General features: G+C 45.8%; 14 protein-coding genes and 1 other RNA gene. 7 read left to right on the top strand and 8 right to left on the bottom strand.

The genetic code is table 11. The annotated features are described in order from the left end of the window. Positions 1 to 4: 4 nt before the first annotated feature. Genes LGT40_RS09815 through LGT40_RS09800 form a run of 4 tightly spaced genes read right to left on the bottom strand, consistent with a single transcriptional unit; the run spans position 5 to position 4,230 of the window. On the bottom strand, positions 5 to 1,177 hold the full coding sequence (locus tag LGT40_RS09815; protein ID WP_226075414.1) for a UbiH/UbiF/VisC/COQ6 family ubiquinone biosynthesis hydroxylase: 1,173 nt from the start codon (positions 1,175 to 1,177) through the stop codon (positions 5 to 7). Then, positions 1,174 to 2,376 (bottom strand): 2-octaprenyl-6-methoxyphenyl hydroxylase, encoded by a 1,203-nt coding sequence (gene ubiH / locus LGT40_RS09810; protein WP_226075416.1) that lies wholly within the window; start codon positions 2,374 to 2,376, stop codon positions 1,174 to 1,176. The genes LGT40_RS09815 and ubiH overlap by 4 nt, the downstream gene beginning before the upstream one ends. Continuing rightward, on the bottom strand, positions 2,360 to 3,682 hold the full coding sequence (gene pepP, locus LGT40_RS09805; protein ID WP_226075418.1) for a Xaa-Pro aminopeptidase: 1,323 nt from the start codon (positions 3,680 to 3,682) through the stop codon (positions 2,360 to 2,362). The genes ubiH and pepP overlap by 17 nt, the downstream gene beginning before the upstream one ends. Next, positions 3,682 to 4,230 carry a UPF0149 family protein gene (locus LGT40_RS09800; protein ID WP_226075420.1) on the bottom strand — a complete coding sequence of 183 codons (549 nt, stop codon included), beginning with the start codon at positions 4,228 to 4,230 and terminating at the stop codon, positions 3,682 to 3,684. The genes pepP and LGT40_RS09800 overlap by 1 nt, the downstream gene beginning before the upstream one ends. Positions 4,231 to 4,335: 105 nt before the next feature. Between LGT40_RS09800 and LGT40_RS09795 the strand changes: the two genes are divergently transcribed. The 3 genes from LGT40_RS09795 to ssrS all read left to right on the top strand — a co-directional run bounded on the left by LGT40_RS09795 (position 4,336) and on the right by ssrS (position 5,072). Further along, complete coding sequence (locus LGT40_RS09795) at positions 4,336 to 4,545, top strand: TIGR02449 family protein (protein WP_014708051.1); 210 nt, start codon at positions 4,336 to 4,338, stop codon at positions 4,543 to 4,545. After that, positions 4,542 to 4,847 carry a cell division protein ZapA gene (locus LGT40_RS09790; RefSeq protein ID WP_226075422.1) on the top strand — a complete coding sequence of 102 codons (306 nt, stop codon included), beginning with the start codon at positions 4,542 to 4,544 and terminating at the stop codon, positions 4,845 to 4,847. Before LGT40_RS09795 ends, LGT40_RS09790 begins: the two co-directional genes overlap by 4 nt. Before the next feature lie 40 nt (positions 4,848 to 4,887). Further along, a non-coding RNA gene (gene ssrS, locus LGT40_RS09785) (6S RNA) lies at positions 4,888 to 5,072 on the top strand. Between the two features lie 26 nt (positions 5,073 to 5,098). On the opposite strand, the gene LGT40_RS09780 is transcribed toward ssrS, so the two are convergent. Continuing rightward, a complete protein-coding gene (locus tag LGT40_RS09780; RefSeq protein ID WP_226075424.1) occupies positions 5,099 to 5,599 on the bottom strand; it encodes a MarR family winged helix-turn-helix transcriptional regulator in 501 nt (166 codons plus the stop codon). Positions 5,600 to 5,745: 146 nt separating this feature from the next. On the opposite strand from LGT40_RS09780, the gene LGT40_RS09775 reads away from it, so the two are divergent. Genes LGT40_RS09775 through sodC form a run of 3 tightly spaced genes read left to right on the top strand, consistent with a single transcriptional unit; the run spans position 5,746 to position 10,675 of the window. After that, complete coding sequence (locus tag LGT40_RS09775) at positions 5,746 to 6,921, top strand: efflux RND transporter periplasmic adaptor subunit (protein ID WP_226075427.1); 1,176 nt, start codon at positions 5,746 to 5,748, stop codon at positions 6,919 to 6,921. Continuing rightward, positions 6,918 to 10,109 (top strand): efflux RND transporter permease subunit, encoded by a 3,192-nt coding sequence (locus tag LGT40_RS09770; protein WP_226075430.1) that lies wholly within the window; start codon positions 6,918 to 6,920, stop codon positions 10,107 to 10,109. The genes LGT40_RS09775 and LGT40_RS09770 overlap by 4 nt, the downstream gene beginning before the upstream one ends. Before the next feature lie 53 nt (positions 10,110 to 10,162). Continuing rightward, positions 10,163 to 10,675, top strand: a complete 513-nt coding sequence (gene sodC, locus LGT40_RS09765) for a superoxide dismutase family protein (protein WP_226075433.1) — start codon at positions 10,163 to 10,165, stop codon at positions 10,673 to 10,675. Between the two features lie 19 nt (positions 10,676 to 10,694). On the opposite strand, the gene LGT40_RS09760 is transcribed toward sodC, so the two are convergent. Together LGT40_RS09760 and LGT40_RS09755 are read right to left on the bottom strand one after the other, a co-directional pair. Then, positions 10,695 to 12,038: an ATP-binding protein gene (locus LGT40_RS09760; RefSeq protein ID WP_226075436.1), complete on the bottom strand. Its 1,344-nt coding sequence runs from the start codon at positions 12,036 to 12,038 to the stop codon at positions 10,695 to 10,697. Next, positions 12,038 to 12,724, bottom strand: a complete 687-nt coding sequence (locus LGT40_RS09755) for a response regulator transcription factor (RefSeq protein WP_226075439.1) — start codon at positions 12,722 to 12,724, stop codon at positions 12,038 to 12,040. Before LGT40_RS09755 ends, LGT40_RS09760 begins: the two co-directional genes overlap by 1 nt. Before the next feature lie 176 nt (positions 12,725 to 12,900). Between LGT40_RS09755 and LGT40_RS09750 the strand changes: the two genes are divergently transcribed. Next, positions 12,901 to 13,359: a Spy/CpxP family protein refolding chaperone gene (locus LGT40_RS09750; protein ID WP_226075442.1), complete on the top strand. Its 459-nt coding sequence runs from the start codon at positions 12,901 to 12,903 to the stop codon at positions 13,357 to 13,359. 60 nt (positions 13,360 to 13,419) lie between these two features. Here LGT40_RS09750 and aroE read toward each other — a convergent pair whose 3' ends face one another. Next, the gene (gene aroE, locus LGT40_RS09745; protein WP_226075444.1) at positions 13,420 to 14,241 is read right to left on the bottom strand and encodes a shikimate dehydrogenase; all 822 of its coding nucleotides are present in this window, start codon (positions 14,239 to 14,241) and stop codon (positions 13,420 to 13,422) included.

The following is a 14,241-nucleotide window of genomic DNA, read 5'->3' as shown; positions in this document are numbered from 1 at the left end:
CTGCTTATTTCGCGCCAATTGCCTGCAGCATAATACGGTTTTTCAGCCACTGTGATTTGTTGACTTGTCGCATCCCGGTAGTTCTTAACCAGCTGAGCGGACTGGCAGTCTGGGTAAACAGTCGATGAAAGCCATCCATAGAGAACTGCATGAGTAAATTTTCTGCCAAACGCTGTCGCTGGTATTTTTTTAATGTATGCAAGCTACCAATCTGTCGTTGATTCTGAACGGCCCAGGCAATAGTTTCAGCCAATGCCTTGGCATCCTGCAGTCCAATATTTACGCCTTGCCCGGCCAATGGATGAATGGTATGCGCCGCATCACCCAACAAGGCGAACCCGGGTTTCACGTAATCTCTGGCATGCGCTAATGCCAAAGGAAAACTGGCGCGTTCAGAAATCAGCTCAACTTTACCCAGTTGGTGTTCAAATGCTTCAGCCAGTCTCAATTCAAAACGATTTTTGTCGAGCACTTTGAGGTGTTCAGCCTGTTCTGTCGGTAACGACCAGACGATGGAGCATAAATGTGCATCATTCAAAGGTAAAAAGGCGAGCGGCCCGCCGGGTAAAAAACGTTGCCAGGCAGTCTTCTGGTGCGGGTGTTCAGTTCGAACTGTCGCGACCAGGCCATGTTGCTGGTAAGCCCAGCCTCGGCTGGAGATGCCTGCCTGTTCGCGTAATCTGGAATGTGCCCCATCGGCAGCAATGATTAATTCTGCGGTGAAAACCTTGCCATTTTCAAAAGTAATCTGGCCAGGCTGATAATGCTGCGGTTTTTCGGGGCAAATGAATTCAATTTGCGGATGCTTTCGAGCAACCGTAACGGCCTGTTGTTGAATAAGCTGATTTTCAACAATATGGCCCAGATAATCGATACCGATATCAGCAGCCGAGAATTGCAAATTGCTATGGGGTGTTTCCCATACCTGCATGGTTTCAAAAGGCCCCAGACGTGAAGTAAACAGGTCCTGCCAGACATGGATTTCAGTCAGGATTTGCTGACTGGCGGGATTTATGGCACTGACGCGTTGTAAAGGTGCATCATCGACTGCAACGGTTTCAGGCATGTTGGCTTCAACCAAAGCAATTTTCAAATCTGTTTGTTTTGCCAGCAGCAGAGCAAATGCACTGCCAACCATACCTCCGCCGACAACAATCACATCATAATTTTTTTTCATACCGGCAAACCTCTGGAGAGTCTGGACTGTTTGCCGCTAAGACCCATACTGGTTTTTGCCAAGTGATTTTTTAGCTTGGGAAGTCCATTGAGCAACGCCAGACCAAGTGAGCGGCCATGGCCAACTAAAAAGCTGTTATTACTAAACGTTTTCACCAGAAAATCGGTGGCATTTACGACGTTATCCTGATCCTGTTGTTGCCACTCACGATAGGCATCTAACACGTGAGGATGGCCAATATCTTCAGGATGCGAAGCGATTAATTCTGCCAGAACAGCGGCATCACGCAAGCCAAGATTAAATCCCTGGCCGGCAATAGGATGCAAACTATGCGCCGCATTTCCAATTAACACTACTCGACTTTGTACAGGCTGATGGGTTTGCATTAAGCCTAGCGGATAACTGTTACGTTGGCCGATCTTTTCAAAATGTCCGAGCCGATAGCCGAAGGCTTTTTGTAGTTGTTCCGCAAATTGCTGTTCATTGCTGGATAATAACGCCTTTTCCTCACCTGACTGAACCGTCCACACCAGACTGCAGCGCCCTTCGGACATGGGAAGTAAGGCTAGCGGACCATTTTCGGTAAAGCGTTCGTAAGCCCAATTTTGATGTGCCCGTTCAGCTACTACATTGGCAGTAATAGCTGTCTGCTGGTATTCACGTTGCCAACTGGTTAAACCCAGCAGATCGCGAATAGTGGAAAACTGTCCATCTGCACCAACCAGTAATTTTGTCGTGAAGTGTTGACCGTCAGATAACTGCACATCCACGGAAGTATCAGTTTGTCTAATGGCACGAACCTGAAGTGGTGTCAGAATGGTCAGTGAAGCATGGCGGTGCAAGGCTTGATTGAGTTGAATCCCCAATTGTTTTGCTGTTAACACCTGACCCAATGCAGGCACTTTTTCAGCCTTGGCGCGTAACCGGGTTACACCAAAATGTCCCCGATCTGAAATATGTATTCCATGAATGGCTGTTGCTTTATCGGCTAATTGAGACCAAAGCTGCATGGTTTCAAAAATTCGTTGCGAGCCATATGACAAGGCAATACCGCGATCATCAAAACCCGGCTGGTGATGCTCCAACAGATCCTGCGCTTCCACCAAGGCAATACGTAAGCCACTGTTTTGTAGCGCGAGAGCCAGGCTAGACCCCACCATCCCTGCCCCTATAATCAACAGATCAAAGTCGGTGTTCACGCGCTTCTGCCATCAAAGCTTCGATGTCATCAATTTCTTTGGGTGCGCCAGCGGTTAACACCTCATGTCCATCCTTGGTAACCAACACATCATCTTCAATTCGAATGCCTGTAAAATGCCATTTTTTATCGATATGTTCCGGATCACGGATATATAAACCCGGCTCGACCGTCAGCACCATACCTGGCTCCAACAGCCGCCAGGTTCCGCCGATTTTATAATCACCGACATCATGTACATCCATTCCCAGCCAATGACCGGTGCGGTGCATGTAGAATTCACGATAGGCCTGATCTTCAATTAACTGCTCAACATTACCCTGTAGCAGACCCAGTCTGACCAGACCTTCAGTAAGCACTTGAACGGCGGCTTCATGTGGTTGATTCCAATGATTACCTGGTTTAACCGCATCAATGGCAGCATATTGAGCATCCAGCACGATTTGATATAACTCACGCTGTTCAGAGGTAAATGTGCCATTAACCGGAAAAGTTCGGGTGATATCGGCGGCATAACACTGATATTCGGCACCAGCATCGATCAACAGCAAATCATTATTTTTCAATTTACTGTTATTTTCAATGTAATGCAGAATGCAGCCATTTTCACCGCCGCCGACAATAGAAGGGTAGGCCGGACTACGGCAGCCATTTTTCATAAATTCGTGAATCAGTTCAGCTTCGACTTCATATTCGAACTTACCCGGTTCGGTAAACTGCATCGCGCGGACATGTGCTTTGGCCGACACCTCGGCCGCATAGCGCATGCTCTTGATTTCCTGACTGCTTTTAAACAGACGTAATTCATTAAGGCAATGTTCCAACTCAATAATTTCTGTTGGTGAATGCTTGCCAGAGCGTGAGGCCTGGCGAAGATGATTGAGCCATCCCACCATATGCTGATCAAATGCCGGTTGATTACCCATGGTGTAATAGACTTTTTCCTTATCTTCCATCAGCCCCGGCAAAATATCATCCAAATCGGCAATCGGATAAGAATCGTCAGCATCATAAATGGCAATTGCACCTTCCTGACCAGCACGGTAGCCATCCCAGATTTCTTTATCCAGATCGCGCTCACGGCAGAAAATAATAAATTCTCCATGCTCCCGTCCGGGAATTAACACCAAAACTGATTCAGGTTCATCAAAACCACACAGGTAATGAAAATTGCTGTCACTGCGAAATGGAAAGTCCACATCACGATTACGCGGATGAACCAGCGAGTTGGGCAAAACAGCAATACTGTCGGGACCCATTATTTCCATCAGTTCCTGACGGCGTCTAGCGAATTCTTTTTTAGTCATTAATGTTCAATTATTTTGTCTTCAGGAGCAGCGGGATGGAGCTCGCCATAAAGTAAAAACAGTCCCATTCGGAGATATTCCACTAATTCTTCGTAGTTATTGTCATCATCATCGCTGGGTTGCAACTCAATATCATCAATCTGACTGATTTGAAGCACATCGGTCAGATATTCCTGACAATCTGCTGGCAATTCAGTTTCATTGGTCAGGCCGGAAACCCCTAAGCCAAAGACTAATCCCTGACACCAGTCACTCAAGGCCGCGAGACGTGAACCAATAGGGGCATCATCATCTGGCAGTTCCAATTGAAAATCAAAGTCGAGGCTATTGAGGGATTGAATCGTTTCATCAAACAAACCTAGCAGGTTTTGTTTTTCTTCTTCACCAGGTTGATAGTCTTCAAACAAGTCACTAAACCAGGTGTTGCGGTTGGCCTGAGAATCCATACACAACAAACCGCATAATGCGCCCTGTAATTCGGCTGTGCTGGCCGGGCCGTCGGCTGTCACGTTTTCTGGCGACAGGGATGGAAAATATAATTGAGACATAGAGATACAACCTGAAATTAAAAAACACATCATGCAGTTGTTGACCGGGTCAACGGCGCACGTCTATAGTTAGGCATTATTCTCGCATAGCCAAGACGCATATTAATGGATAAGAACCCGATTCAACAATTGGAACAGCAGCTGGATGAGCTGCTACGGGCCAGCAGACGCTTGCGTGAAGAGAATATGTTACTTCGTTCTCAGCAGGCAGCCTGGCTTAGTGAGCGCGCGCAATTAGTTGAAAAAACTGAAATTGCGCGTACCCGCATCGAGAATATGGTTAACCGTCTGAAGCAGCTGGATGAAGAACTATGACAGTACCCGTTCACGTCACGATACTTGGTAAGGAATATCAAGTTGCCTGCCCGGAAGATCAGCAAGATGCGCTAATTGCTTCCGCACGCATGGTGCATCAGAACATGGAAAAGATCCGCAATAGCGGTAAAGTCGTTGGGGTTGATCGTATCGCGGTCATGGCGGCATTAAATATTGCGCATGAGTTACTGACTTTGCAACAAGACGAAAGCCAGGACATCAAAAAAGTGAATGAAAAGATTTCCCAGTTGAAAGAGCGGGTTAGTGCTTTTATTAACGAAGATAGACAATTGGAATTATAAATTTCTGACGACTTGTTGAACAAATTTGCGTATCATTTAGTTAACCCTGCGGTGAGCGATAGCGACATGTGTTGTCTTGAGCCGATAAGCAAATGCTTTAGGAAACCAAATTTACGGGGTTGAAAAACAAGCCCGCTCCGACGGGAAGTTTGCCATCTCCATGCGGTTTCCCACTTGAACCAACAGGTTCAAGAACCCCGTTCGTAACGCCACTGTGGGGCCTTTCTTAAAGAAGTTTTCTATCATCTTTATCAGCGCATGCCGAGCTGATTTATTTTCATCAATAATTTGTTGAGCATGTCGCGCTCTTCCCGGCTTAGCGCATCGCTAAGTTGTTTTTCGTGCCTTGCCAATACTATCTCCAGCGCTTCCTCAATCAATTTTTTTCCTTTGTCTGTTAATTTGACCAGACGACTACGTTGATCATCCGCACATTGCCGACGACTTATTAAGCCTGATTTTTCAAGACTGTTGAGGACTTTAGTCAAGCCGCCAGAACTCACCAGATTAACCTGGCAAATATTCGACGGTGTCTGTTCATAAGGCGGTCCTTGCAGACGCAAGGAGGCTAATGCATCAAACTCACCAACATTTAGATTAAATTGCTCCATCACAATTTTGGCGTCAGAAAAAAACAACTCACGCGCACGAAACAGCCGTTTGATTGTTTCAGCTACAGCCAGATCTTCTCCATGCCAACAACTGCGCATTTGCTCGAGTGTCTCTTCAATACTTAATATTCGATCTGCCAAGTGATGCCCCTCCTATGTGGCAGAATTATGACAAAAAAATTAACTTGCACGTCAAAGAATCTTGCATTAACCTTTCCAGAAACCTTTCTAGAAAGAATTCTATGCTATTCCACTCGCTTTCACCAGCGAATAACAAAGGATCTGTCATGTCAGACTATTCTTCTCCATTGAAACCCGCATTCCTGCGGAGTTTGGCCATCACTGCTCTGTTTTCCTTCAGCTTGCTCAGTCCCGGCGCCAATGCAGAACAACCATTACCTCGTGTGCAGGTTGTCCAACCTGAAATTCGCGCGTTAACCGAGTGGAAAGAATTTACCGGTCGATTTGAAGCGGTTGAAATGGTTGAGCTGCGAGCCAGAGTAACCGGATATCTGGAAAAAGTTCATTTTAAGGACGGACAAATGGTCGAGAAGGGTGATCTGTTGTTTGAAATAGATCCCCGTCCGTATGAAGCCGCCGTTGCCAGAGCCAAAGCTGAACTGGCTAGAATGGAGAGTCAGCTTAAGTTAGCTGAGCTGGATACAAAACGGGGTGAGCGGCTGTTAACACAAAGTGCTATTTCACAGGAAGAAGTGGATACCCGTCGGGCCCGTTTTCAAGAAGCAAATGCCAATATGGCGTCCGCTGCCGCAGAGTTAAAAACAGCCCAGCTGGATTTGCAATATGCCAAGATTATTGCCCCCGTCAGTGGCCGAATTTCCAATCGACGGGTTGACGTCGGAAATCTGATCGGCAGTGGTGATAGTGGGGAAGCTTTGAGCACCATCGTCTCTTTGGATCCATTGCATTTTGTATTTGATGTCTCCGAAACGGAATATCTTGAATTGATTCGACTGCCAGGTGGGCAGGATCAACTTGCCAATGGCAGAAGCATGCCGGCCGAGCTCAAATTAATTGACGAAAAAGACTGGAGCCGTGAAGGTCGCATTGACTTTGTTGATAATCGATTAGATGAAAACACCGGCACATTGAGAATGCGGGTGGTAGTAGATAATGCCGATGGCGTATTACGTCCTGGTATTTTTGCCCGTTTACGATTGCCGATAAGCCAGAACGAAGAAGCCATGCTTGTTCCTGACAAGGCGATTGTGACCGACCAAACTGCCAAGATTGTCATGAGTGTCGATGCCGAGGGTAAAGTTATTCCCAAGCCAGTTGAGCTGGGCACATTACAAGGAGATATGCGGGTTATTCGCAGTGGCCTGAATGCATCTGATCAAGTTATCGTCGAAGGTTTGCTGAAAGCCCGTCCCGGGGTTGAGGTCAACGCGGTTCCATATCAAGCTGGTGAAGAGGCCACCAACGACGGACAAGACTCATGAAGTTCACACATTACTTTGTCGAAAGACCTATCTTTGCGGCCGTTATCTCCATCCTGATCGTATTGGTTGGCTCAATTGCATACAGTAATCTGCCGGTCGCCCAGTATCCTGAAATTGCGCCACCCAGTATTGCTGTCACCGCCACTTATCCCGGGGCAACAGCAGAAACTGCTGGTAATACCGTAGCAACGGTACTGGAACAGCAAATTAACGGTGTAGAGAACATGCTCTACATGAAATCCGAAAATACTTCAGATGGCCGCACATCACTGAATATTACTTTCAAGCCCGGGACCGATCTGGATACCGCTCAGGTCTTGGTTCAGAACCGGATTGCTATTGCAGAGCCATTGTTGCCAGAGGAAGTGACACGCCAGGGTATTGATATTCGTAAAAACTCTCCTGATTTGATGATGGTTATTCATATTCTGTCATCGGATGGCAGTCGCGATAATCTATATGTATCAAACTACGCCAGAACCCAGGTAGTCGATCGCTTAGCGCGTATTGAGGGTGTCGGTGAAGCGCGGATTGTTGCCGAACGTGCTTATGCCATGCGGATATGGATTGATCCTGAGCGTGCTCAGTCATTTGGTATGACCGCCACTGAAGTGGTGGCTGCACTGCGTGAAAATAATACACAGATAGCAGCCGGTACCATTAACAGAGAACCGATTGAAACCAAAGGCGGTTTTGAGTTGAGTGTGGAAACTCAGGGACGTCTGCTGGAAGAAGAAGAGTTCAGCAATATTATCGTTAAACGTGGTGCCGATGGGCGTACCGTTAGATTGCGTGACTTAGCCAGGGTAGAACTGGCAGCTCAGGACTATAACAATATTGGCTATCTGGATGACAGTCTGGCATTGCCGGTGGTTATTTTTCAGCGGCCGGGTTCCAATGCACTGGAAACAGCTCAGGCGTTACGAGCAGAAATGAAAGATATTGCGCAAAGTATGCCTTATGGCGTCGAATACCAAATCATTTATGATCCCACCGAATTTATTGCTAAATCCATTGAGAAGATTTATCACACCATTTTAGAAGCCATTGTTCTGGTTATATTGGTAGTGATGCTGTTCCTGCAAAGCTGGCGTGCGTCGATTATTCCTATTTTGGCGATACCGGTATCCCTGATTGGTACATTTGCCGTGATGTCTATACTTGGGGTCTCACTAAATAACCTGTCGTTGTTTGGCTTGGTATTGGCAATCGGTATAGTGGTCGACGATGCGATTGTGGTGGTTGAAAACGTAGAGCGTTATATCCGAGAAGGATTAACTCCCCGTGAAGCGGCCCATAAAACCATGGATGAAGTGGGCGGGGCATTAGTGGCGATAGCCATTGTATTGACGGCCGTATTTATCCCTACAGCTTTTATTACGGGAATATCCGGCGCATTTTATCAGCAGTTCGCACTGACTATTGCTACAGCAACGGTTATTTCGTTAATTGTCTCATTAACGCTGTCACCAGCTCTTTCCGCTTTATTGTTAAAGCCTCATGTTGAAGGACATGTACCTGGTGGAGTCTGGGGCAAAATCGGTTATCCATTCCGTGCTTTTGGTAATGGTTTTAACCGTACTTTTGAATGGATGGGTGATCGCTATTCTGCGATGACACGCAAACTGTTACGAATGATGACCATCATGTTGTTAATTTATATCGGTCTGATTGCATGGACTGGATATGAATTTAATAATGTCCCGACAGGCTTCATCCCTGAACAGGACCAAGGTTATCTCATTAACGTATTGCAGTTACCTCCTGGTGCAACTCTGGAAAGAACAGATGCTGCAGCACGCGAGGCATCCCGGCGATTGAGAGATGTTCCAGGTGTTGCACATGCCGTACTATTTGTTGGTCTGGATGGGCCCACCTTTACCAACGCCTCAAACTCTGCAGTTATCTTCACCCCTTTGGATCCGTTTGAAGATCGTATTGCCGCTGGTCTGACGATTGACGATATTGTGGCGAGTTCTCAGCAAGCTCTTTCTCAAGTGGATGCCGCCATGGCATTTGCCATCAAACCCCCACCAGTGCGGGGTATGGGTAACTCAGGTGGTTGGAAGTTGTATGTTCAGGATCGTGGTGGTCTCGGTCTTGAAAGGTTACAGGCGGTCACTAATGAAGTAATAGGTGCTGCTAATCAGAAAGATGGTTTATCTGCTGTGTTTACCTTTTTTAACTCGGGCACACCGCGAATTTATGCCGATATTGATCGGACTCGCGCGGAGATGCTCAATGTACCGGTAGGCAATGTTATCGATACGCTGGAGATCTATCTGGGCTCACGCTATGTTAACGATTTTAACTTTCTGAATCGGACATACCGTGTGGTGGCTCAGGCGGATGGCCCATATCGTGATGAAATTGAAGATATTGGTAAATTACGAACTCGCTCGGATAATGGTGCGATGGTGCCTATTGGAACAGTCGCCACATTTGAAAACATTACTGGGCCAATACGTTTGCCGCATTACAATTTGTATCCGGCAATTGAAGTGCAGGGAAATACCGCTCCAGGCTTTTCGAGTGGTGAATCGCTGGCCATTGTAGAACAGCTGATGGCCGACACCTTGCCCGAGGGAATCAGTTTCGAATGGACCGAACTGGCTTTACAGGAAAAATTGGCCGGTGACACGGCGTTTTTAAGCTTTTCATTAGCGGTAGTGTTTGTGTTTCTGCTCCTGGCAGCTTTATACGAAAGCTGGCTATTGCCATTGGCTGTTGTGCTGATTGTACCGATGTGTCTGTTGGCTGCGATTCTCGGGGTCAGTTTGCGAGGCATGGACAATAATATTCTGGTTCAAATTGGCTTTGTGGTATTGATTGGCTTGGCATCAAAAAATGCGATTCTTATCGTTGAGTTTGCCAAGCAAGCTGAAGATCGAGGGTTAAATCGTCTGGATGCTGCTGTAGAAGCGGCCCGTACCCGTCTTCGTCCCATTCTTATGACATCCTTCGCCTTTATACTTGGCGTGGTACCATTGGTAGTAGCTTCCGGTGCTGGTGCAGAGATGCGTCAGGCATTAGGAACGGCTGTATTTTTTGGTATGTTAGGTGTGACGTTCTTCGGACTTATTTTTACGCCGATATTTTATGTATTTTGCCGTTGGTTAGCCTCATTAAGAAATAAACGGGACGAGGATCAATCCAAGCGCGATGCTTCGATGGTTTCTGATGGTTGAACTCCATGTATCTGGACTAGTCTGATGGGTGTCACATTATTTTAGGAGGAAATATGAAACTATTGACGAGCATGATGATTGCGTTAGCTTCGTCGGCCGCTATCGCTGACACCCAGATTGAGCTTTTTGCGGTGGATAAACAAGGAACAGGTAAAAGTTTAGGAAATGTCTCAGTACATCAATCCGCATTTGGGTTGGTGTTTACACCGGATTTGAAAGAATTGGAACCGGGTCTGCATGGTTTCCATGTGCATCAGAATCCAAGTTGTGATGCGGCAGAAAAAGAGGGTGAAATGGTTCCTGCTTTGGCCGCTGGTGGCCATTACGATCCCTATGAGACCGGTAAGCATGACACGCCATGGGGTAGTGGACATGCTGGCGATTTACCACCGCTTTATGTCGCTGATGATGGAACCGCTACTCATCCCGTTTTGGCTCCGCGATTAACACTGAATGATTTAGATGGTCGGTCTTTGATGATACACGCGGGTGGGGATAACCACTCTGACCACCCTCAGCCATTAGGTGGCGGTGGTGCCAGAGTTGCCTGTGGTGTCATTAACTAATTTTGAATCACGCTCAGCATCAGACAGGAAGGATAATGGATATTTTGCATCCACCTTCCGGTCTGTTCGCTGCAGTGATTTGACCGTCATGAATTTCAATAGCCCGATGGGCAATCGTCAGCCCTAGTCCAATACCATTGTGCTGCTGATTATTGCGACTACGAAAAAAGGGCTGAAATATCTGCTGTAAATCCTGTTCTGCGATACCAGGCCCCTCATCTTCTATAACTATACGAAACTGTTTTGAGAATTTTTCAGCGGTAAGGTGAATCACACCATTGGCCGGGGAATATTTAATGGCGTTACGTAATACGTTTTCAATCGCGCTGTGAATAAGTTCAGCCCGTCCAAACAAACTGATTTGTTCAAAACTATTGTGGGTGATTTGAATATCCTTATTCTGCGCTTCAAAGCGGGCATCCTCAATAATATCCAAGAGTATTTCAGTGACATTGAAAAACTGTCGCTCATCGTTTTCGGTTGTCGGATTTTCTATTCTGGATAGATTAAGCAGATCACCAATTAAGTGATCAATCCGTTCTGACTCACGTTCCACGCGATCCAGCATTTTGGCAGTTTTGTCCGGGTTTTGCTGAGCGAGACCTATAGCAGCCTGCATTCGGGCTAATGGTGAACGCAGCTCGTGAGACACATCATGCAACAATCGTTTCTGGGCATTTAATAATTGACTTATACGGCTGGTCATATAGTCAAAGTTCTGACCGAGATCCGCTAATTCATCACGTCGTTTTCCCATTGCCGGACGAATTCGAGTTTCCAGCTTGCCATCAGCAACATCGTTGAATGCTTTTTTTAGGATGCGAATGGGTTTGGTAAACCACCAGGCCAGTAGGCCACTGAAAAGTAAACCGGATATCATCCACATGGTAAGCAGCATCAGAAATGGCGGTGGCTTGGGCGGTTTAGGCCGATCCATTCTCTGACCCAGTTTTTCGGGGGAGGGGATAAATAATAAAAGGGCTTGGCCATCCTCAGAGATCACTTGACGAACCGACCGCACTTTTTGGTCATCCAGTAATAATTGCCGTGTGGTAGAGAGTAACTTTGGGTCAATTGGACGACCCAGAATATCTTGATTGTCAGCAGTAACGGCAAAAAGCGTAATATTTTTGAGCTGATTCTCCTGTAGGTATTTTTTCAATGGAGCAATGCCGGCAAAACGGGTGATATCGACCGCGCTATCCACCAAATCGGCCGCTTTCCATCCCATTTCTACAGGGATAGCTTCAAAAGACTGGCGCTCGGCATTGTGACGTAACCACATTCCTGTGGCCACACCGATACTGGTGAGCAGTAAGGCCAGCAAAAATGCAAAAAAGAATTTCCAGAATAAGCTTCGCATTATTTAATCAACTGATAGCCTTTGCCACGTACAGTCTGAATATAGGAATGCCCATCTTGCTGTTGTCCTAATTTATGTCGAATACTGCTCATATGCACATCAATACTTCGATCAAAGCGAGCTAATGGTCGGCCCAACGCTGCTTCTGACAGGGCATTTTTACTGACTATCTGGCCAGCATTTCTTGCCAGAGCCTCAAGCAAGCTGAATTCAGTGCTAGTGAGTTCTAATATCGTGTCAAACCAAGCGGCTTTACGTTGGTGTGGCCATAACTGTAAAGGACCAATTTTAATAATGGTATCGTCCTGCTGATGCTGGCGCGTGATTTCACTACGACGTAAAATTGCCTTTATCCGGGCAATCAGTTCTCTGGGAGTGCAAGGTTTGGGTACATAATCGTCTGCGCCTGATTCGAGCCCCATGATGCGATCAACATCATCGCCCTTGGCTGTAAACATTAAAATGGGTACATGGCTTTGCTGACGAATAGATTTTAATACCTCAGTACCACTCATATCCGGCAACATCACATCAAGAATAACGATATCAAAATCACCTTGTAAAGCGAGTTGCAAGCCTTCTGTGGCTGTATCTGCAGTGCGGACTTGAAATTTTTCTTCCTCAAGATAGTCTTGAAATAGACCAGAAAGAATTACATCATCATCGATTATCAATACATTACTCACAGAACTATCCTCATATTGCCTCAACCAATAATACGTACTGCACCATTAATCAGCTAATCAAATAATTGATTTTTACCTGAATTTACATATCAAAACAGTCATTTACAGTTTTTACATCAATACTTTCATTGGTTTGTCTACAGACAGCAAACAATCAAATCTATTTGGAGAACGCTATGCGAAATAAACTTATGATGCTCAGCATGATTCCCACTTTATTTTTAGCCGCACCTGTCATGGCTGATAAACATGAAAGCTGTGAGGATAAGGATAAATATGGCGATATGAAAAACCATAAACAACATGATGGCATACCCCGAATGTTGAAAGGGATTGAATTAACTGAAGAGCAAAAAACGGAAATAAAGAAACTGGTTGAGGTTCAAGAGATCGATAAAAAAGAAGATATGCGGTCTCACTGGGAGTTGTACAAAAAATTAAATCAACTGGCCTTTAATGATCGACTGGATCAAAATAAGCTTGAAAACATTATTAACGAAGCCACTGAAGCTCATGCAGATAAACTAGCCCAAAAAGCCAAATTAAATAATGCTATTTTCAACGTGTTAACCCCTGAACAGCAGCAACAATTGAAACAAAAAATAGCGGAATTTGAGCAAAATAAGCGGGATTAAAAAAAGAAAATTTTTATCAGCAACCTCATCCTGAATGTATCTGCAGGATGAGGTTCTTTTTTAGTTTTTCTTTCGTAACTTGTTTATAACTGGAGTTGTTTGTGGACGGATACCACGCCAAATGTAAAACGCTTCTGCTGCCTGCTCGACCAACATACCCAAACCATCAATGGTTTTTGCTGCCTTCAAGGCCTTAGCCCACTGAATAAACGCCGTATCATTATCACTGTACATCATGTCATAGCAACACACGCCGCTAGCCAAAACTGAGGCAGATAAAGGCGGAACTTCGCCTTGTAAGCTGGCAGCGGTAGCATTGATGATGACGTCGTATGTACCCTCAATTTCACTAAAACCACCACCACGGATGTTGCCTAAATGTGCAAACAATTCTGCAAGATTTCTGGCTTTTTCAGCTGTTCGATTGGCGATGAATAAAGTGTGTGGCTTAAATCCAAGCAGAGGTGCTATGACACCACGCGATGCGCCTCCCGCTCCCAGCAAAAGAATACGTTTACCAGCAAGTTCTACTTGATGATTAATGGTTAAATCCCGACACAGCCCGATGCCATCTGTATTATCACCGAACAAACTGCCATCACGATTAAAGACCACCGTATTGACGGCTCCAGCCAATTCCGCACGGTCAGACTTTTGATCGACAATCTTCCACACCTGTTCTTTAAAAGGCACCGTGACATTTAACCCTTTGAATTTCAGGATGTCTCGTAGCTGCTTCAAACTGTTCTGTAAACCATCCAGCGGGACTTCAATTGCTGTGTACTCAATGTCTTCACCAGTTTGTTTGGCAAACTCGGAATGAATCAACGGTGATTTACTATGCTGGATCGGGTTGCCGATTACGGCGTAATTATCTGTCAT

Source organism: Methylophaga pinxianii (assembly GCF_020447225.1).
Classification (GTDB): domain Bacteria; phylum Pseudomonadota; class Gammaproteobacteria; order Nitrosococcales; family Methylophagaceae; genus Methylophaga; species Methylophaga pinxianii.
This window is presented reverse-complemented; position numbering and strand designations above follow the sequence as displayed.

What these genes read in the sequence shown, in the direction of transcription:
- LGT40_RS09770 (WP_226075430.1), top strand. Translation starts at nt 6,918, where the DNA reads ATGAAGTTCACACATTACTTTGTCGAAAGACCTATCTTTGCGGCCGTT.
- LGT40_RS09760 (WP_226075436.1), bottom strand. Translation starts at nt 12,038, where the DNA reads ATGCGAAGCTTATTCTGGAAATTCTTTTTTGCATTTTTGCTGGCCTTA.
- LGT40_RS09790 (WP_226075422.1), top strand. Translation starts at nt 4,542, where the DNA reads ATGACAGTACCCGTTCACGTCACGATACTTGGTAAGGAATATCAAGTT.
- LGT40_RS09775 (WP_226075427.1), top strand. Translation starts at nt 5,746, where the DNA reads ATGTCAGACTATTCTTCTCCATTGAAACCCGCATTCCTGCGGAGTTTG.
- LGT40_RS09815 (WP_226075414.1), bottom strand. Translation starts at nt 1,177, where the DNA reads ATGAAAAAAAATTATGATGTGATTGTTGTCGGCGGAGGTATGGTTGGC.
- sodC (WP_226075433.1), top strand. Translation starts at nt 10,163, where the DNA reads ATGAAACTATTGACGAGCATGATGATTGCGTTAGCTTCGTCGGCCGCT.
- LGT40_RS09750 (WP_226075442.1), top strand. Translation starts at nt 12,901, where the DNA reads ATGCGAAATAAACTTATGATGCTCAGCATGATTCCCACTTTATTTTTA.
- pepP (WP_226075418.1), bottom strand. Translation starts at nt 3,682, where the DNA reads ATGACTAAAAAAGAATTCGCTAGACGCCGTCAGGAACTGATGGAAATA.
- aroE (WP_226075444.1), bottom strand. Translation starts at nt 14,241, where the DNA reads ATGACAGATAATTACGCCGTAATCGGCAACCCGATCCAGCATAGTAAA.
- LGT40_RS09795 (WP_014708051.1), top strand. Translation starts at nt 4,336, where the DNA reads ATGGATAAGAACCCGATTCAACAATTGGAACAGCAGCTGGATGAGCTG.
- LGT40_RS09800 (WP_226075420.1), bottom strand. Translation starts at nt 4,230, where the DNA reads ATGTCTCAATTATATTTTCCATCCCTGTCGCCAGAAAACGTGACAGCC.